Source organism: Priestia sp. TRM10 (assembly GCF_057808375.1).
The window spans coordinates 618,733-637,199 of sequence record NZ_JBJZOT010000002.1 but is presented as its reverse complement, the minus strand read 5'-3'; the positions used below and the strand labels follow the sequence as shown (position 1 = coordinate 637,199).

The following is an 18,467-nucleotide window of genomic DNA, read 5'->3' as shown; positions in this document are numbered from 1 at the left end:
AATATGAAAAGAATTAGATTTAGAAGGGAAACGTGTTTATAATTTTATATAGTGACATTAGAATTTATGGAGGGTAACAATGACAAAGGATAAAATTAAAGCCGTTTCCTTAAAACTTTTTACTGAGTATGGATATGATGGAACGACCTTATCAGAAATTGCGAGGATAGTAGGGATCCAGAAGCCATCAATATATAATCATTTTAAGAGTAAAGAAGATCTTTATTTATGCCTTTTTGAATCTATTCTTGAAGAGCATATCTCTAAAATAAATCAACTTATAAAAGAGATCCATGAATTAGCTCCTAAAGAGAAATTAAAGTACATTCTTCTTGATACATGTAAATATTATAAACACCATGAAAATAAATCAACTTTTTTGAAAAGAGCGATGATTTTTCCGCCAAAGCATCTAAAACATATTCTAAATGAAAAATTTCTCTCGTCTGAAGTTTCTTTTTCGTCTATTTTACATGCTATTTTTTTAGAAGGTATTGAAAAGAAAGAAATACGTCCAGGAAATATTGACAACCTAATTATGTCTTATTTATGTTTAATTGACGGAATATTTATTGAATTTTCCTATTATGGTACTGAAAAGATGGAATCAAGAATACAGAATATATGGGATAATTTTTGGTTTGGTGTAGGTGAATAAGATGATAAAGGTCTGTACTAGAATATAAAAATAATGGAATGTTGTAATATTTATAGTTCCAAAAATATGTTCTATCTCGTCTTTCATTTCCCATCAATACTTCACGTCTTTATTCTATAAGGCTTTTTCCTTAATTATTAAGTTTGTAAATCTACTTAATTGTCAAAATAAACTAGTAGGGGTAAAATGACTAACTATTAAAAGTTTAGATGGGAAGGATGAATGGAATGTTAAGAGATGGATATATGAAAGTGAATGAAATAAATCTTCATTACGTAACAGAAGGAGAAGGTGAACTCATGTTATTTTTACATGGATTCCCTTACTTTTGGTACAACTGGCATCACCAATTAAAAGAATTTGCCGAAGATTATCGTGTAGTAGCTGTTGATATGAGAGGGTACAACTTATCTGATAAACCAGAAGAAGTTTCATCTTACGAAATAGATATTTTACTAGAAGATGTGAAAGGATTAATTAAAGCATTTGGAGAAAAAGAATGTATTTTAGTTGCACATGACTGGGGCGGAGCGGTTGCATGGGCCCTTTCTTACACGTATCCTGAATATGTAAAAAGATTAATTATGTTTGACGCGCCTCATCCTTATACATTTAAGAGAGAACTAGCAGAAAACCCAGCTCAGCGAAAAGCAAGTAGCTATATGGAATTCTTCCAGAAACCTCATTCTCATGAATACTTTTTAGCTAATAATTGTGAGAACATGAAACAATTACTAACTAAGCCAGGGATAAAAAAAGGGTATTTAACAAAGGAAGATGAGAAAAAATACGTGGAGGCTTGGACACAGCCTGAAGCAATGAAATCTATGCTTCATTACTATCGTGCTAGTTCCCTTTATCCTTTTAAGGCAAGTACAAAAACTCCGCCTAATCTTCCACATACAATGTTTGAATCTCCAACGCTTATTATTTGGGGAGATGCGGATTCGGCTTTTGAAAATAGCAATTTAGATGGGATAAACGAGTATGTGCGTGATGTAACCATTCACCGCTTAGAGGGTGTAGGACATGCACCTCAACATGAGAAACCGGAAGAAGTTAATCGCTTTCTAAGAAACTTTTTAAAGAAAAATGAATGAATAGACTGTAGGCTGCTTTCTAAAATGAGAGCGGTCTTTTTATTTACTTTACTAGCAGAATTCACTTGTCTTTTATGATATAATCCATATAGGTAAGCGGTTACATATAGTTAGGTGAAGATTCAGGAAAATAATTCTTTTGAGGAGCCGGTGAAAGATGAAGCTAGATCATACATCTTTAATAACTAAAGAACAAACAATTTTTAACCATGCGGGGAGCAAAATTAAATTAAAAGATAGAGAGATTGATATTATCACTCGTTTAGAAGAGCCTCTTGTTCTAGTGTTAGGGAATGTCCTAAGTAATGAAGAATGTGATGAACTCATACAACTATCGAAAGATAAAATGCAACGTTCAAGAATTGGTGCTGCACGTGAAGTAAATAATATGAGAACAAGTAGCGGAATGTTTTTTGAAGAAAGCGAAAACGAACTTGTACATGCAATTGAAATGAGAAGTTCCGATATCATGGGCCCATCTATTGAGCATGCTGAAGGCCTCCAAATTTTAAAATACTTACCTGATCAAGAATATAAAGCACATCATGATTATTTTGCTTCTACCAGCAAAGCATCTAAAAACAATCGCATTAGTACATTAATTATGTACTTAAACGATGTTGAAGAGGGAGGGGAAACTTATTTTCCTAAGCTAGGTTTCTCCGTATCTCCAAAAAAAGGAATGGCCTTGTATTTTGAATATTTTTATGAAAATACTGAACTTAATGAACTCACCCTTCACGGTGGAGCGCCTGTCGTTAAAGGAGAAAAATGGGTTGCTACTCAGTGGATGCGAAAACAAAAAGTTCGATAAAAAAATCACGCAGAGCGTGATTTTTTTATTTTGCTTTCAATTTTTAAAAGAAAAATCTTAAGGTTTTCTTAAGGTTTATTCGCAATAATACGTGTAATCAATAAATTTTAAATTTAGAGGTGTTGTTTCACATGAAAGAAGGGAGTTGAGTTTTTGTTTAGTTCCATTTAAATTCAATATTTTTATTAGTACAAGTAATGATGGGAGAGAAATTTGACATAAGCTATCTATATTAGAGGGTACAAAGATGATGTACTATACACCTTTAATATAGGAAGCCCATTTAAAAGGAAAAAGTATAGTTTTTTAGAAGGAGATTAAAAAATGAAAGCTAAAAAAATACTTACTTCTGTTTTAGTGTGTGGGTTCCTAAGCACACCATTGATGAATGTTTCTGCTGCTAATTCAGATACTAATACAACTACAAAGTACAGTTTAAAATTTAACTCGAATAACTACACAGAAGAGACGGCAACAGTAGACGGAAAAACGATTACCTATCGTGCTTACGAAAAAATCGTTTATGTTAAGAATCCTGTTGACACGAAGTATGAAATTATGAATATTTATGTGCCTGAAGAGTATTATGAGGGAACATCCATTGGTAGCTACAATGCAGATACCGCGCCTATCTTCTTTCCAAATACAGTTGGGGGTTATATGCCTGCAGAGCCTGGAAGTCCTAGTCTAGATGAACGAAGTGGGGAACCAAATGCGGCACTTGTAGCACTCTCAAAAGGATATGTGGTAGCAGAGCCTGGTGCACGCGGTCGAACAACACAAAATGAAAGTGGAGAATACACGGGTAAAGCTCCTGCGGCTATTGTGGACTTAAAAGCTGCGGTTCGTTATTTACGTTATAACGATAAAATTATGCCTGGTGATGCTGAGAAAATTATTTCAAATGGGACAAGCGCAGGTGGTGCACTCTCTGCTTTGCTTGGTGCTACTGGGAATAGTAAGGATTACAACTCTTATTTAAAGAAACTTGGAGCAGCAAATGAGCGCGACGACATCTTTGCCGTATCTTCCTACGCTGCAATCACAGATTTAGATCATGCTGATATGGCCTATGAGTGGCTGTTTAATGGTATTAATGATTATAAGAAGCTTGTCATTTCTAGCGATACTGACTATCACATTCAAAGAGAAATGGTGGAAGGAACGTTGACTGAAGATCAAATTCAAGTCTCAAACGAACTAAGTGCTCTGTTCCCTAACTATTTGAATAGTCTAAAGCTTACCGACTCTAATGGCACACCATTAACATTAAATAAGAACGGGAACGGTACGTTTAAAGAGTACGTTAAATCCTTTGTCATGGATTCCGCGCAAAAAGCACTAGACAGCGGTACCGATTTATCTTCTCTTACATGGATTACAATTAAAGATGGAAAAGTGACTGATCTTGATTTTGATCAATACGTCCAATATGTCGGCAGAATGAAGACTCCGTCTGCGTTTGATGGATTGGATTTAACCAATGCTGAGAACGAGCTGTTTGGTACGTCAACTACGAAGGCCCAGCACTTTACTCAGTATGGCTTAAAAAATAGCACAGTGAGCAGTACACTTGCGGACGCTTCCCTAATAAAAATGATGAACCCGCTATACTATATCGGAACAAAGGGAACTACTACTTCTTCGTATTGGCGTATCCGTCAGGGGACAGTAGATAATGATACTTCTCTCGCCGTTCCAACTCTTTTATCAGCAAAATTGGAAAACAGCGGCTTCAATGTTGATTTCTCTATGCCTTGGGACCAATCACACGGCGGAGATTATGACTTAGATGAGCTGTTTGAGTGGACAGATAATATTGTTGCATCATCAAAAGCTTCTCCATCTTCTAATGGTAAAAAGATAGCTAATACATCCAATAACGGATAGGGTAGCAATGTAAGTAAGAACGCGAAAAATTCTTGATTATGTTCAATAGACTATCATACAAAGAAGAAGTCCACCTTTTAGTTTTAATACAAATGCTAGAATTTGAGAAACAGACAGAATTTTTCACTGTCTGTTCTTTTTTGTGAAAAAGAGTTTTTTTATGAGCTGGAGTGTTCTATTTTCCAAAGAATTATTTTCTTTATAATCATTCCAACTAGTAAGCCAATTGGTAGACAAAGAAAGGATAGCCATATTGGTCCTAATAATAGATTCTTTATGGTAAACGTAGAGGAGTAAATGACTCCAACTGTAACAAAATAGGCAGAGAATACGAATGGAATAAACATAAAAGGAGAACGCTCATCCTCGACATCTCTATAAGCATCCCACATCGCAAAAAAGTAAAGACAGGGATAAAACATTAACCATTGGTAATTGGTTTGCTCAATTGCCTTTTCAATTTCTCCTTGAAAGCTTAATATGATAACTGTATTAAAATTAGCCTGAACATTGATTAATATTTCTAATCCAATAAATAGAATTCCTTTTATAAGTTTTCCATTCATTAGTTGAGGAAAACCTGGTAATGCTATGCTCCAAAAAATACTTTCTAATCCCTTTTTGGTCATTTTCTTCACTTCTATTTTTTATTTTTCTAGAGTGCTCAATTCATATGTGATTTAATTTTGTTATGATTAATCCTTCATTAATTTTGTTCGATCTTCCATTTGTGGTGGTTCCTCTAACCAACCGTTTTCAATCATAATTTTAACTCCATCATCAGCATAGAAGTAGATATCCTTTGCAATTAATACCGTTTTCATCGATACATCTTTTCTCAGACTGAAAATAGTTCCAAAACTACTTCCTACAAGGCCAAAACCATTTAAAAGGTAAATGCAAAACATCATAAGTTTTTGTGAAAATGGAGCCTCTTTAGAAGTTGTTACAGTACTTCCAGAAGTTGCAGAAAACTGAACATCATTTTGAAGAAGAATGTCTTCAAATACTTTTATCTGTTTTTTAGCCAGTTCTTTTCCTTTCACAAAATATTGTTTAACTTCTTTATTTGTTGCACATTGTGCGAATCCAGTAATCAATTGCATTCCAATATTATTTGTCTCGATTCCATGATGAAGATAACCTAGTTCAATGTCATTCAAAGCTCTTTTTTTATTAAAGGGATTAAATCCATTTAAATAGTTTTTACTTTCAACAAACTCAGAGGACTTAGGCATTGTCACTTTAGGTGGACGGGTAAGAATCTCTTTTTCGAGTAAATAAATAGTAGATGATTTATAAATTTTTTGGGTGGTAGAAGTCAAACCTTCATAAATTTCCATAACCTCATCTTGATAGGACATATTCATATTAAGGGTGTACATGCCCATACTAATTTCTTTTAAAATACGTACGAACATAATATCAAATCCATTGTCATATAACTTGGGGGCTTCTAAATTAACATCTGCTTCAGTAAATCCAATAGGTATAGTTATACCTTGCTCTTGAAAAATGTTCTTTATCTTTGATACATAGTAACTTAGTTCTTGCCATAAGCCTCCCATTATATTGTTAGCTTGTTGATCATCAGATTTTTCAATGAAATACTCTAATATTCTTAAGATCATGGTTTTTTCTTGATATGTAAGCCAAAGGGTACCGATCTCTGATGCACTTATGGGATTTTTATTTTTCACAATACTCTACCTCCATTTCTATAATTAAATTGTGCTTCAAATGGTTATTAATTATCCAATAAAATATTTTTACTGATCGACATCGTATGAGTTAGCTACAATCGTTTTGTTCTTCAATAACTAGCACAATTATAAGAAAAAATTTATTGACCATTTTTAATCCAAAATCCTTTGTAATAATTACTTCCAAAGGGATACTTCTAATACATCCCATTATGGTAATTAGATTTGTATAAGATACACAAATAGTATTGACTATATTATATCTGTTAATAATAACAAAAAAGGAGGTGTGAACGATGGCTCAAGATGTTCTTTGTGAAGTCAGCAATTGTACGTATTGGGGTTCTGGAAACAAGTGTCAAGCAGACGCGATTTATGTAGTAAGTCATAAGGGTGAAGAAGCATCAAATAGTGAAGAAACAGACTGTAAAACATTTAAACCACAGCATTAATTTTTTAAAAGGTAACCAGAAGTCTGGTTACCTTTTATGATTTATATTATTAGTAATGAAAATGATTTTCATTCATGTTATGTAATAACTCTAAATTTTTCTGTATCATTACTACCTAGAAATTCTATAAAAAATGTGTTAGAATGAATGAACGTCATTCATTTAAAAAGGGAGATGCCTTATGCAAAAGAAATCAGATGATAAATACAAAAGAATTTTGCAAGCTTCTATAGAGGTTATATCTGAGAAAGGTCTTCATAAAGCATCTATATCAGAGATTGCTAAAAAAGCTGGAATTGCACAAGGAACTTTCTATTTATACTTTAAATCAAAACATGACTTGATACCTGCTATTGCAGATTACCTTTTGACTCTCACTTTGAAAAGCGTTCAAGAAGAGGTAAAGGAAAGAGAGAGCTTCTGGGATACTTTGAAAGTCCTAATTGCTGATACTTTTAAGATTACCGAAAAGCATAAGGATATCATTGTGCTTGTTTATTCTGGGCTTGCTTTTAATCATTCTTTAGACAAATGGGAGTTAGTATACGAACCTTATTACAGCTGGCTTGGAAATGTAATGGAGAAGGCTGTTAAACAAAATGAGATTAGAAGTACAACAAACGTCAAATGGACTTCCAAGACGATTATTAATCTTATTGAAAATGCAGCTGAAAGATATTACATAGGCCAAGAACAAGATCAATCTCTAGAAAAGTACAAGGCAGAGTTGTTTAATTTTATTAAAAGATCACTAGTTGAGGAATGAAAATTATTGGGAATACCCAGTAATTTTTATTCCCGAAAAATGAATGACGTTCATTCATTTTTAAGAGGAGTTGAAAGAATATGAATTGGTTATTTGTATTTATCGCAGGACTTTTAGAGGTAGTATGGGCCTCAGGATTGAAACATGCTGAAACAGGATTTCAATGGGGTGGGACTTTTATCCTCATTCTAGTAAGCTTTATACTTCTGATTTATTCGTATAAATCACTTCCTATTGCAGCTGCTTATACTGTGTTTGTTGGGATGGGTACAGTTGGAACATATCTTGTAGGAATTATTTTAGGAGATTCTTTCTCAATCAAACAACTTGTTTTTTTAGCTATTTTATTAGTTGGGATAATAGGAATGAAAGTATTCACAGGAAAAGAGACATATGAAGCTAGAGGTGAAAAGTAATGGTTTGGGGATTATTATTATTGGCTGGACTTGAAGAGATTGTCGCTACAATTGCGATGAAATATATAAATGGAAAAAGAAAAAAATGGGCCATACTTACAATGTCAATTGGTTTTATTTTATCCTTTTTATGTCTATCAAAGGCTATGCAAGTTATCCCGGCTGGGGTTGCTTATGCAGTATGGACAGGGATTGGAAGTATTGGAATAGCGCTAGTTGGGATGTTATGGTTTAAAGAGAAATTGAACATTTTTCAGTATTTATCATTGCTTTTTATTTTAATAGGAGTTATTGGTCTTGGAGTGACTTCATAACTATGAATTTATAAAGTTAGAACCGGAAAAGGAGAGCAGAAGTGAAAGGTACAATTCAAAAAACTATAGCTACCACAAATTTATGGAGGTTAAATAAAAAATGAGTAAGGATCTTAAATTACGTCCTTTGGAACGCGAAGATTTAAAATTTGTGCATGAACTTAATAATGATGCAAATATCATGTCTTATTGGTTTGAGGAGCCTTATGAAGCTTTTGTAGAGTTACAGGATTTATATGATAAGCATATTCATGATCAAGGTGAGCGTCGTTTTATATTCGAAAAAGATGGTGAAATGCTCGGGCTAGTTGAATTAGTAGAAATTGATTATATTCATCGGAGATCAGAGTTTCAAATTATCATTGATCCTAAGCATCAAGGCTATGGTTATGCAATGATTGCCACTAAATTAGCTATGAAATATGCCTTTTCTGTATTAAATATGCATAAACTATATTTAATTGTAGATAAAGAAAATGCTAAGGCTATTCACATTTACAAAAAGGTTGGTTTTTCAGTTGAAGGGGAGTTAGAAGATGAATTTTTCGTTGACGGCAGCTATCATAATGCAATAAGAATGTGTATGTTTCAAAAGCAATACTTAGAAATAGAACAATGAATATACGAAAGAGTGTTACGCAGAAAGTAAAACTATAAGATTCACCAGTAATTTTCTCTAAAACAAGCAGTGCGATAAAAGTGCTGCTTGTTTTTTTACTGTTTAAAGACTACTATCGATTTTATATAAACTAATTATTAAGGATTCTTTATTTCTCTTAATATAAGTATCTTTGGTTGTCTATTTTAATAATCCTTATCTTGCTTTGCCTATGGTTTAAGTGAGGTCTTTTTGTTTGTAAAGAAAAGAGGGAATATAACAAAGTAGTTATAGGAAAAAGCCCTTAGATTCCATGAGAATCCAAGGGCTTTTCCTGCTCATAATGTATATTATATGAAATCTTTAAGTCATAATTAACTGCTAATGAAAGAAACCAATTTTTAAATTCCTAGAGCATGTTTTATGTTAACTCATTTTGCAATGTCATTTGCATTTTTGAAAAATATATTCCAAAAGAGAAAAACCTATTTAACGGTTTCATCGTCTAATGCCTATAAAGGGGGATCATTCATTTGTCTGTCTTTTAAATAAGTTTGGGTCATTTCATATGTTTTTTATAAAAAAGTCTATTGAAAAGGAGAAAATTTAGTATGAACAAACTGTTAATTTTGACAATAGCTTCGGAATTTTTTCTTTTGGCGTCTTTCCTGATCATTTTTCTCACAACAAGAAAGACAAAAAAGAATATTCTCTTAATACCCTTGCTGATTATTGGAGGCGCACCACTTCTCTATCTAGCCATAGATGATATGAACAATCATTATGTGGATGCCAATATCGGATTAGGATTAGCTTTTATGTTTACCTGGATATATAGTGTAATTGCTTTTGTCATTGCTATCGTGCTCTTAGTAAAAAGAAATAATAATATTTCAAAAGAACAGTAATTATGGGGGCGGTGTAAGAAATTCAAAGATATGGTTACTATGAAATGTCGTCCTAACGTTGTTGATATTAAAATGGAACAAGAATTAATTATACAATCAGCGGGAAGGAGGCACAACTAAAATAGGAGATAGCGCCATAAAACCTAATGCAGCTGCCAATCTCTCACTCTTTATTTATCTAAGGAATATCATCACTTGTTTAAAGGTAGAGGAGACATTTTAAGGTAGATAAAGGGCAACATATTATATAGGATTCCTTGCCTTATAATTAGTCTTTATCATACAACAAGTGATAGTGACCACAACTGTTGGACTTTTAGTCTTCATAACATGAGTTCTTTTCGTTCTCTTTTTTAAGAAGTTTTTACAGAAACATAGACTGGAAACCTATCCATAAAAGTATACCTAAGAGAAAGGGAGCAAACTTATTGTTACTTAATGGGTTTGCTCTTTTATTTCTTTCTTGAACCAATATTATGGTAACTAGATTTATATAAAGTGTTCATTGGTTATCTACGATTGTGTGTAATTAACATAATAGGAAAGTTGAATGAGCTCTTTCGATGGAAAAGATATTTTTAATATTATAGGGAAGGTTCCTTTTACTAAACTATAGAGTGTTTTGCTAGAACTCAAAGTTTAGAATCATTTTACTAGTTTGACCTGCAAATCTATAATTATAGGTCCCTTTTAGACCTTCTAAATCACCAGTAGCTTTGATAATTGTTGCTGGAGAATCTAAATTACCTTTATCAAATATTCCTTGCTCTATAGCTGTAAATGTTCCTCGTTTTCCCTTGTAAGCTCCCTCGAAATGCAAAAAGCCAGAGATTTTGGACGTGGCCAAGTGACCATCATCTACATTTGAGTCTAAATAATATAGTAAATATTCAACAAAAGCTTTTCCTTTTAATTCACCATCAATATCATATTCAACATGAGCAATATTAATAGGGAATTCTTGTCTAGTGTTATCAATTGGCTTTTCATCCCATTTGTCTACTGTAAATGTTACCTCCATTTGCATAGACCTCCCCTAATTATTAGATAAGTAATCTACTTTCGGTATAACACTCAAAAAGTATCATAATACACCTTTCTATAAGATGAAAAAGCAGGTTTAAGACTACTTTCTGAAAACAGTTAATTCTTATAAAGTGTTCAACTCTTTTGAATTCTAAAACATGAACTAGTTATTCTTTATTACGAGCTAATCTCTACAATTGATTTGATCATTTGTTCCCAATCTTCACTATGAATTTCATGTCCTGTGCCCTCAAGAGTTATTAATTTAGCATGGGGAATGGCCTTTGCAAGAGCAAGCCCATGTTCGTAAGATAGTGCTGGATCCTCTGTTCCATGAATTATAAGGGCAGGTATACTAATTTCATTCGATCTATCATAGTATTGGTCTCCACCTTGAAGCAAAGCATGGTTAAATCTACTTGGTAGTTGTTTTGCACGATCGGCTTCTCTTTCTGCTAGTTTATATACTCTTTCCTTCTCATAAGGTTTTGCGCCACTTAACGTTTTCCATCCACCTGCAAGATAGTGAACTACTTCCTCACGATTTGACCAGTCTATGGAGGCACTCTTTGAGTGGTAATCGAGTATACACTGATCCATAGGAGGCAACTTTTCCATCTCAGTTCCAAATACACTTGAAGCGATTAAAGTAAGGGAGCATATGCGTTCTGGATATCTAAGAGCAAGAATCTGGCCTATCATTCCTCCAAGAGACATTCCCACAATGTGGGCCTGTTCTATAGAATAAGCATCTAGGACTCCAATGGCATCATCCGCAAGGTCTGTTATTGTATAGTTTGAAGTACCAGGCGTATAAGTTGTAGATCGACCTAAATCACGATGATCGTAACGAATTACAAATCTTCCATGTTCAGCAAGGCGGATGCAAAAGTCTTCATCCCACCAGTCTAACGAGGACATCGCTCCCATAATTAAAAGTACAGCAGGTTTTTCAGGGTTTCCAAAACTTTCAGTACAAATCTCCACTTTGTCCATTTTTAGTATTTGTTCATTCATTAAGGGTTTCCCACCTTTTTTTATATTAGAGAAATGAAAATTACTCCTATATTCCTTTCTCTAACAGAGGACTATTTCCTTTTCAAAAAATTCTCACCTTATTTTCTATAAGGTATTTTATCCGAACTATGAATTAATGATTTTTGTAACAATTATAGTGTATGATACATAGTATAACTCATATACTGTATGACATATAGTATAAGTGGAAATGAGGTGGATAAATGAACACTTTATTAAATTCATTAATGACAGAGGTTAGGAGAGGGACATTGACCTTAGCTGTTTTAAGTCAATTACGAACACCTCAGTATGGGTATTCACTTGTTCAATTACTCGAGAAATCAGGAATTGTTATTGATCAAAGTACTTTATATCCGTTGCTTCGTCGTTTAGAAAAACAAGAATTGGTAACAAGTAGCTGGGATAAATCTGAGAGTAGACCCCGTAAGTATTATGTTTTAAGTGAATATGGCTTAGAGATTTTCTTACACTTGAAGAAGGAATGGATCAATCATTCTAAAGGGCTTTGTGACTTATTAAAAGGGGATGAAGAGGATGAATTTAATTGAAATTTATATTCATGAAGTGACTCGGAGGCTGCCTGAAAAAAATCGTGAGGATATTGCACTTGAGTTGCAGTCGATTATTGAGGATATGTTACCTGATGATTACAGTGAAAAAGATGTAAAGGTAGTTCTTAAAAAATTGGGGAATCCAGCCACATTAGCTAGTGGTTATGGAGATCGTCCAATGCACTTAATTGGCCCCCGCTATTTTGATATATATGTCACATTGCTAAAAATGATTTTACCGATTGCTGCTGTCATTTCATTGATTTCAATGATTTCCCAATACTTTGTAGGGTATGGGGGCGAGGAAGCTGTAATAAATGTAGTCTTAGATATTGTTGGTTTCGGTATATGGAGAATCATTGAAGTAGGTATCCAAGTGTTCTTTTGGCTAACAATCGTTTTTTCCATTTTGGAACGAACGGATAAAGGAAAAGGTGAGCAGCTATTAACAGCAAGCCTACAAAAATGGACTCCTGATGATTTAAAAAACATCCCTTATATCCCTAAGAAAAAGGCTATTTCAAAGTTCGAAGTATTTGGAAGTTTAATGTGGACCACGGTCTGGGCAACCCTTTATTTTTATGCGAATCATCTTGTAGGGGTATATAGAGACAGTGGAAACGGACTTGAATTTGTAACGCCAGCCTTAAATCAAGAAGTATTAATGGGGTATTGGCCAGTCGTTGTTATTGTCATTGTGTTCGAAATAGCATTATCCCTTTATAAATTAATAAAAGGACAGTGGACGAAAAGAATAGCAATTTCCAATACTATCCTTCAGATAATTGGCACCATTGTGTTTATTGTCATATTAATAAATTCAAATTTACTCAACCAAGGTTTTATTGCTTATATAACGGATTTATTTACTATTACGGGTAATGAATTTAAAACATGGATAATTAGCGGTGGGGTTTTCTTCTTTATGATTTCAGCGGCAATTAGTGTATTTGATGGATTTCGCAAGGCTAGTATTCGTTAATTCATATTTGTTTATTAAAACAACTAGTATAAAAGAATCTTCATTTGAAGGTCCTTTTCCAGTTCCAGTACAGTATCCATATCCGAGTTATGTTAACTATCTATACTCAACATAGATTCATATTCTTTGTTTCTTAGTTGAGTATAGAAACAATACTTGGTAAACATATATATTACGCCCATTAACATGTATTGTATGAATCAGAAAAACACGATATCCTTGAATAATTTTTTTATGTGTGTATACTATAAGATAATTAAATAAGAAACATGTTTTCTAGGGTTCCGTAACGAATACGTTAGCCTGGTCCGAGAGAAAACTCATAGTTGATTAAACTATGCCACGGAAGGATAAAAGCCTGGGAGAAACTGTGTATCAGTTGTCTCTCAGGCTTTTTTATTTTATTAAAAAGGGGAGGTTTATTGACATGGACAAAAATTGGATTAAAGTCATTGTAGCAGCAATATTTGAAGTAGGTTGGGTTGTTGGACTAAAACATGCTTTTGATTTCTGGACATGGTCTGGAACAGCAATCGCTATTTTCATCAGTTTTTATTTGATGATAACAGCAGGACGAAAGCTTCCGGTAGGTACTGTTTATGCTGTTTTTGTAGGACTGGGTACAACGGGTACTGTGTTATGTGAAATTTTCTTCTTCGGAGAAGCATTTAAAGTATCTAAAATTTTCTTAATTCTATTGTTATTAATGGGTGTAGTTGGATTAAAGCTCGTTACCAAAGATAAGTCTAAAGAAGGGAGGAAGGCATAATGGCGTGGATTTCCTTAGTATTGGCCGGGATATGTGAAATGTTAGGTGTCATGATGATCAATAAAGTCAATAAAGAACGCACATGGCAAGCACTTGTTCTTTTAATTATTGGATTTGGTGCAAGTTTCATCTTCCTTGCCTATGCAATGAAGACACTACCTATGGGTACTGCTTATGCAGTTTGGACTGGTATTGGAGCTTCAGGAGGAGCTTTATTATCGATGATTTTCTACGGAGAATCAAAAGATTGGAAAAGAATTCTCTTTATTGCGATGATTTTGGGAGCAGCTGTAGGGTTAAAGTTAATTTCTTAAAGTGTTATTACTTTAATAGATTTTCACCGAGTATATAAATTTAAAGAAGAAAAAGCTATTGATTTCAACAATAGCTTTTTCTTTAGATTCATCCTAAGGTTTGTTGAGTAGTTTGTTTAAATATTAAAAGTTTAGCCAGAAAAAAGCTCTGTAATCTTGTGAATCAAATATTAAAATTCCTTTAAGAAAAAAATATAATAATTAGCTCTCAGCAGAACTAGTTTTTATTTTTTTCTATGTTTAGTAGCCACTAGCTGTGATGAAAGTATTGCTGTATAAATGGTTGTTCATAATAGGGCGAGAAGTCCAATACCAAATATAGACCCATTCTTATTATTCACGTTTTTTCTTTCCTAGTTCTTAAATAAAAATATTTTTCTCAAAGATATTTATTACATATAAATGTTCATTAATTTTGTTGATTTTATTACTTAGAATCAAGTTTATGTACATTAGTTTTGCGTGTAATCCGAATTCTTTACATATTTGTTACATAATTGATAATAAAAATCATTATCAACTATGCTATTATATTTCTAATAATTCTTATTTTGATTAGGAGGAGAAGTATGTTTATTGATGTTTTAAGACGGGATAAAAGAGTTTCCATACTTTTAGCTGTGTTACGTGTATATCTCGGATATACGTGGTTTGTGGCTGGCTTAGGAAAAATCACAGGTGGATCATTTGATACTTCAGGGTTTATACAGGGGGCTTTGGCAAAAACAACAGGAGAACAGCCGGCTGTTCAAGAATGGTGGGGGGTATTTCTAGAAAATATAGCTGTTCCTAATATAGAGTTATTTAACTTCCTAGTACCTTGGGGAGAGCTATTAGTAGGTCTAGGTCTCTTAGTAGGTTGTTTTACAAAAACAGCCGTGTTTTTTGGAATCACAATGAACTTTTCTTATATGTTTAGTGGTGCTATAAGCATAAATCCACAACTTGTTTTATTATCCCTGTTTATTCTTGTGTCTGCTATGAATGCAGGAAGATATGGTATAGATGGTATGATTATTCCTCCCCTTAAAGAAAAGCTAGTACTTAACAAAACAAAAGAGGTAAAAGATATTGCTTAGTTTTTAATATATGTTATATGAGCAACCATTTCAGATGGTTGTTTTTTTATTGACACAACATAAAGTCGTAGATTATACGATCAAGTTAGGTTTAGTATTATTCTAGTGATGAAATTACAGCAGCTTTAAGAGAACCTTCAAGAATAGTAAATATTGAGCTTAAATCTATAGTGACATCTTGGCAGAAGAAGGACTTCTCTTATCTATAAAATATATATGGATGTAATGATATATGCTGCAACAGATCTAAGGAGGATTTGGCATATGTAAAGGGGATTTTCACTTCTTGTCTAATATATACATGAACCTTAAATAATTTAGATTTCAATGAATAAAATCTAAACGGGGAGATGATTTTATTTGGAAATACGAATGAATCAAATAGAATTAAACGGTTTAACTTTTCAATATCGCGAAACTGGGGAAGCTTCAGCACCGACAATTGTTGCACTTCATGCTTTGGGAATGAATGCAGAATCCTGGGACGAAGTAGCAGCTGTATTAGGAGAAAAATATCGGGTTCTAGCTTTAGATCAACGAGGTCACGGTGGGAGCGCGAGAACTGGCACTTATACGTTCGAATTAATGTGTGATGACTTGCTTCAGTTTGTAAATGCTATGAATTTGGAACATTTTACGTTAATAGGGCACTCTATGGGAGGAACGGTATCTTATCTTTTTTCCGAAACATTCCCCTCAAGGATAGAACGCTTGATTGTTGAAGATACACCTCCTCCTTTTTCGGGGAAGCAGTTCGAAGTTCCTTCTAAACCTCCTGGTCCTCTATCTTTTGATTGGAAGGTTGTACCTTCAATTCTAAGACAATTAAATAACCCTAATCCTCAATGGTGGGCAAATCTTACAGATATCGTGGCACCTACCCTTATCATAGGAGGGGGATCTAGTCATATTCCTCAAGATAAATTGAGGGAAGTATCAGAGATTGTTCCAAATTGTCAATTGGTGACGATAGAGGATGTTGGGCATGATGTGCACGCAGGGAATTTACCAGCCTTTTTAGGTGCTGTAAGAAGTTTTCTTAATCCATGAGCTTCTAAATAGTGCTTTTAGAATGATTAAAGAAGTGTATTAGTCTCCCTTTTCGTATTGAATTCTTCTAGTCCGTGTTAGGCGAACTGATTTTTCTCTTTATTGTGGTAATGATTTGGTTAGACACTTATTTTATAAACGCTAACATCAATATAGGCTTTTTTTCATACTATATTTTGAGGTGAGAAAATGCCAAGAGTAAGTTACCGAGATGCAGACGTTAATTTAATGGCAAGGATGATGAGAGCAGAAGCTGTAGGTGAAGGAAAACAAGGAATGTTATATGTCGGAAATGTAATTGTTAATCGTCTTAAAGCAAATTGTTTAGACTTTAAAGACTTAAGAACAATTCGACAAGTCATTTTCCAAGTCCAAGGAGGAAATTATTCTTTTGAAGCAGTTCAAAAAGGTAATGAATTTTATCAACGAGCGAGACCTGTTGAAAAAAGATTAGCAAAAAAGAACTTGGATTATTGGAGGGAACACCCGGGGAAATATGCTCTTTGGTATTTTAACCCCTATGCTCCATGCCCTCCAACATGGTACGGTCAACCTTTAGCTGGTCAATTTAAAAATCATTGTTATTATGAACCAAAACCTGGAACATGTGATAGTGTTTATAGCGGAACTTAAGCTTACTCTTTGAGTAAGCTTTTTTATATTTTTAGAATAATTTATATAAACGAAAGGGAGCTTTACTCCAAGATGGAGTAAGTTTTTTCTGGCGATAATATTGATTCTGTGAACTTTACGTGAATATAGTATTTATGGTTCTTTGGAATACTTTAATAAATTCACACATGAAAAATCTCTACTTGTGATCAAGAAGTAGAGATTTTTCATGTATTAATGGACTTAGCTTAAAATATAATTCTGTAACTATACTACTTCTCGTTAGTCAATTTTTTAAAGGATAACCCTTCTTCTTTTAAAGCGGCCTTCAGTTTAGGTAAAGAAGATGGTCCTATCCCGTGGAATTGCAAAATCTCTTTTTCACTAAATTTTGATAGCTGTTGTAAAGTAGTTATCCCGTTGTTTTCCAATGCTCTTCTTGCTGGGGCTGATAGTTGGGAAAGAAATCCATCGGCAGGTTTACGTTCTTGCTCACAAGTCGGACAAGTTGGACAGTCGCTACTTTTATAATATTTATGTCCTTTGCTGCAAATTTTTAATTTTTTTTCTGAAGTTGCCATTTCTCCCCGGCTCCTTTTCTTAAGAATTATTTTTTACTTTCTATACTTTATCACTTTCAACAGGTGAATGATTAAAACTTCTATATAAAAGCTGTAGATAATCAACATTATGATAATTATATATGTAGGAAGTATAAATTACTGGTTAATTTTAAGTAACTATAATAATTTAGCAATCAATGGGGGATAGTAACTAAAAACTGTGAGGACATGTGATGAAAAAAATTATTTTAGTTATCTTCTTATCCATTCTTGTAATTGCTTATCCAGCTGAAACAAATGCTAGTAAAATGCCGTGTAGTTTAATTCTAGAACCTGTAGATGAAAATTTAAAAAACGCTAAAGGAGTAGGATTAGTTTATAAAGTTCAATTGAATCCACCGAGTTTTGCTCGAACTAATATAAGTATCTTAGCTGTGCACCTTCCTAATCCTTCTTCTTTTGGTAATTATGATGGCTACGAAGGTTTTTCTTCAATACCTAATGAAATTAGTTGGCGTTTTAAACTTTATCCCACGGCTGAAGAAGACAGTCCTACTTGGGCTGGAAGATTTGATTTAATTACAGCAGAAATGCGAAATGTTAATGTAGAAGTACGGCTTTCTAATTCCAAAACTCAAAAGATGGGGCCAGCTATATTGAGAGGTAACTTAAAATCTTGTGAAGAAAGAGAAGAATAATTTAACTACATTGCAAAGAGTTCTTGATAGATAAGGACTCTTTTTCTCTATTCGTTCCTATAAAAAAACACAGTTTTAAGGTAATATAGGTTAATTTTATAAAAAAAGAAGAACATTTAATTAGATGTTCTTCTTTTTTTATCTATAAGTACCTGAAAATCAA

The 18,467-nt window shown here is 33.4% G+C and carries 23 protein-coding genes and 1 riboswitch; of the genes, 18 read left to right on the top strand and 5 right to left on the bottom strand.

Annotation, left to right across the window (positions count from 1 at the left end; all coding sequences use genetic code 11):
* Positions 1 to 79: 79 nt before the first annotated feature.
* The 4 genes from ACK3CR_RS03255 (at position 80) to ACK3CR_RS03240 (ending at position 4,462) form a co-directional block, all read left to right on the top strand.
* A complete protein-coding gene (locus ACK3CR_RS03255; RefSeq protein ID WP_488974761.1) occupies positions 80 to 658 on the top strand; it encodes a TetR/AcrR family transcriptional regulator in 579 nt (192 codons plus the stop codon).
* Between the two features lie 227 nt (positions 659 to 885).
* On the top strand, positions 886 to 1,758 hold the full coding sequence (locus tag ACK3CR_RS03250; RefSeq protein ID WP_488974760.1) for an alpha/beta fold hydrolase: 873 nt from the start codon (positions 886 to 888) through the stop codon (positions 1,756 to 1,758).
* Positions 1,759 to 1,915: 157 nt separating this feature from the next.
* Positions 1,916 to 2,572 carry a 2OG-Fe(II) oxygenase gene (locus ACK3CR_RS03245; RefSeq protein ID WP_488974758.1) on the top strand — a complete coding sequence of 219 codons (657 nt, stop codon included), beginning with the start codon at positions 1,916 to 1,918 and terminating at the stop codon, positions 2,570 to 2,572.
* 384 nt (positions 2,573 to 2,956) lie between these two features.
* Complete coding sequence (locus tag ACK3CR_RS03240; RefSeq protein ID WP_488974756.1) at positions 2,957 to 4,462, top strand: subtype B tannase; 1,506 nt, start codon at positions 2,957 to 2,959, stop codon at positions 4,460 to 4,462.
* 158 nt (positions 4,463 to 4,620) lie between these two features.
* Here ACK3CR_RS03240 and ACK3CR_RS03235 read toward each other — a convergent pair whose 3' ends face one another.
* Positions 4,621 to 5,091, bottom strand: coding sequence for a hypothetical protein (locus tag ACK3CR_RS03235; RefSeq protein WP_243520159.1), 471 nt, complete (start codon positions 5,089 to 5,091; stop codon positions 4,621 to 4,623).
* Positions 5,092 to 5,157: 66 nt separating this feature from the next.
* Positions 5,158 to 6,162 (bottom strand): DUF3231 family protein, encoded by a 1,005-nt coding sequence (locus tag ACK3CR_RS03230; protein WP_488974755.1) that lies wholly within the window; start codon positions 6,160 to 6,162, stop codon positions 5,158 to 5,160.
* Positions 6,163 to 6,461: 299 nt separating this feature from the next.
* On the opposite strand from ACK3CR_RS03230, the gene ACK3CR_RS03225 reads away from it, so the two are divergent.
* The 6 genes from ACK3CR_RS03225 (at position 6,462) to ACK3CR_RS03200 (ending at position 9,619) form a co-directional block, all read left to right on the top strand.
* Positions 6,462 to 6,617 (top strand): DUF1540 domain-containing protein, encoded by a 156-nt coding sequence (locus ACK3CR_RS03225; RefSeq protein WP_082023575.1) that lies wholly within the window; start codon positions 6,462 to 6,464, stop codon positions 6,615 to 6,617.
* Between the two features lie 181 nt (positions 6,618 to 6,798).
* Positions 6,799 to 7,383 carry a TetR/AcrR family transcriptional regulator gene (locus tag ACK3CR_RS03220; RefSeq protein ID WP_328123773.1) on the top strand — a complete coding sequence of 195 codons (585 nt, stop codon included), beginning with the start codon at positions 6,799 to 6,801 and terminating at the stop codon, positions 7,381 to 7,383.
* Between the two features lie 80 nt (positions 7,384 to 7,463).
* A complete protein-coding gene (locus tag ACK3CR_RS03215; protein WP_124050794.1) occupies positions 7,464 to 7,799 on the top strand; it encodes a DMT family transporter in 336 nt (111 codons plus the stop codon).
* A complete protein-coding gene (locus tag ACK3CR_RS03210) occupies positions 7,799 to 8,113 on the top strand; it encodes a DMT family transporter (RefSeq protein WP_243520162.1) in 315 nt (104 codons plus the stop codon). Before ACK3CR_RS03215 ends, ACK3CR_RS03210 begins: the two co-directional genes overlap by 1 nt.
* 100 nt (positions 8,114 to 8,213) lie before the next feature.
* Complete coding sequence (speG, locus tag ACK3CR_RS03205) at positions 8,214 to 8,732, top strand: spermidine N1-acetyltransferase (protein ID WP_488974754.1); 519 nt, start codon at positions 8,214 to 8,216, stop codon at positions 8,730 to 8,732.
* A 590-nt stretch (positions 8,733 to 9,322) separates the two neighbouring features.
* Positions 9,323 to 9,619: a hypothetical protein gene (locus ACK3CR_RS03200; protein WP_243520164.1), complete on the top strand. Its 297-nt coding sequence runs from the start codon at positions 9,323 to 9,325 to the stop codon at positions 9,617 to 9,619.
* Positions 9,620 to 10,244: 625 nt separating this feature from the next.
* On the opposite strand, the gene ACK3CR_RS03195 is transcribed toward ACK3CR_RS03200, so the two are convergent.
* On the bottom strand, positions 10,245 to 10,640 hold the full coding sequence (locus ACK3CR_RS03195) for a DUF3224 domain-containing protein (protein ID WP_243520165.1): 396 nt from the start codon (positions 10,638 to 10,640) through the stop codon (positions 10,245 to 10,247).
* Positions 10,641 to 10,822: 182 nt separating this feature from the next.
* Positions 10,823 to 11,662 carry a CBF family alpha/beta fold macrolide esterase gene (mleCBF, locus tag ACK3CR_RS03190; RefSeq protein ID WP_488974753.1) on the bottom strand — a complete coding sequence of 280 codons (840 nt, stop codon included), beginning with the start codon at positions 11,660 to 11,662 and terminating at the stop codon, positions 10,823 to 10,825.
* 224 nt (positions 11,663 to 11,886) lie between these two features.
* Here mleCBF and ACK3CR_RS03185 point away from each other — a divergent pair, with 224 nt between their 5' ends.
* From ACK3CR_RS03185 to ACK3CR_RS03155, 7 genes are all read left to right on the top strand, one after another.
* A complete protein-coding gene (locus ACK3CR_RS03185; RefSeq protein ID WP_243520167.1) occupies positions 11,887 to 12,234 on the top strand; it encodes a PadR family transcriptional regulator in 348 nt (115 codons plus the stop codon).
* On the top strand, positions 12,221 to 13,219 hold the full coding sequence (locus ACK3CR_RS03180; RefSeq protein WP_488974752.1) for an HAAS signaling domain-containing protein: 999 nt from the start codon (positions 12,221 to 12,223) through the stop codon (positions 13,217 to 13,219). The genes ACK3CR_RS03185 and ACK3CR_RS03180 overlap by 14 nt, the downstream gene beginning before the upstream one ends.
* 265 nt (positions 13,220 to 13,484) lie before the next feature.
* A riboswitch (guanidine-I (ykkC/yxkD leader) is annotated at positions 13,485 to 13,586 on the top strand.
* Between the two features lie 60 nt (positions 13,587 to 13,646).
* Positions 13,647 to 13,988 (top strand): DMT family transporter, encoded by a 342-nt coding sequence (locus ACK3CR_RS03175; RefSeq protein ID WP_488974751.1) that lies wholly within the window; start codon positions 13,647 to 13,649, stop codon positions 13,986 to 13,988.
* On the top strand, positions 13,988 to 14,302 hold the full coding sequence (locus tag ACK3CR_RS03170) for a DMT family transporter (RefSeq protein WP_488974750.1): 315 nt from the start codon (positions 13,988 to 13,990) through the stop codon (positions 14,300 to 14,302). Before ACK3CR_RS03175 ends, ACK3CR_RS03170 begins: the two co-directional genes overlap by 1 nt.
* Positions 14,303 to 14,871: 569 nt before the next feature.
* A complete protein-coding gene (locus tag ACK3CR_RS03165; RefSeq protein WP_328123772.1) occupies positions 14,872 to 15,381 on the top strand; it encodes a DoxX family protein in 510 nt (169 codons plus the stop codon).
* Positions 15,382 to 15,753: 372 nt separating this feature from the next.
* Positions 15,754 to 16,431, top strand: a complete 678-nt coding sequence (locus tag ACK3CR_RS03160; protein WP_488974807.1) for an alpha/beta fold hydrolase — start codon at positions 15,754 to 15,756, stop codon at positions 16,429 to 16,431.
* Positions 16,432 to 16,620: 189 nt separating this feature from the next.
* The gene (locus ACK3CR_RS03155) at positions 16,621 to 17,064 is read left to right on the top strand and encodes a cell wall hydrolase (protein ID WP_243520173.1); all 444 of its coding nucleotides are present in this window, start codon (positions 16,621 to 16,623) and stop codon (positions 17,062 to 17,064) included.
* Between the two features lie 251 nt (positions 17,065 to 17,315).
* On the opposite strand, the gene ACK3CR_RS03150 is transcribed toward ACK3CR_RS03155, so the two are convergent.
* A complete protein-coding gene (locus tag ACK3CR_RS03150) occupies positions 17,316 to 17,624 on the bottom strand; it encodes an RNA polymerase alpha subunit C-terminal domain-containing protein (protein WP_488974749.1) in 309 nt (102 codons plus the stop codon).
* A 215-nt stretch (positions 17,625 to 17,839) separates the two neighbouring features.
* Between ACK3CR_RS03150 and ACK3CR_RS03145 the strand changes: the two genes are divergently transcribed.
* Positions 17,840 to 18,304 (top strand): YoqH family protein, encoded by a 465-nt coding sequence (locus tag ACK3CR_RS03145; protein ID WP_328123769.1) that lies wholly within the window; start codon positions 17,840 to 17,842, stop codon positions 18,302 to 18,304.
* Positions 18,305 to 18,467: the final 163 nt, after the last annotated feature.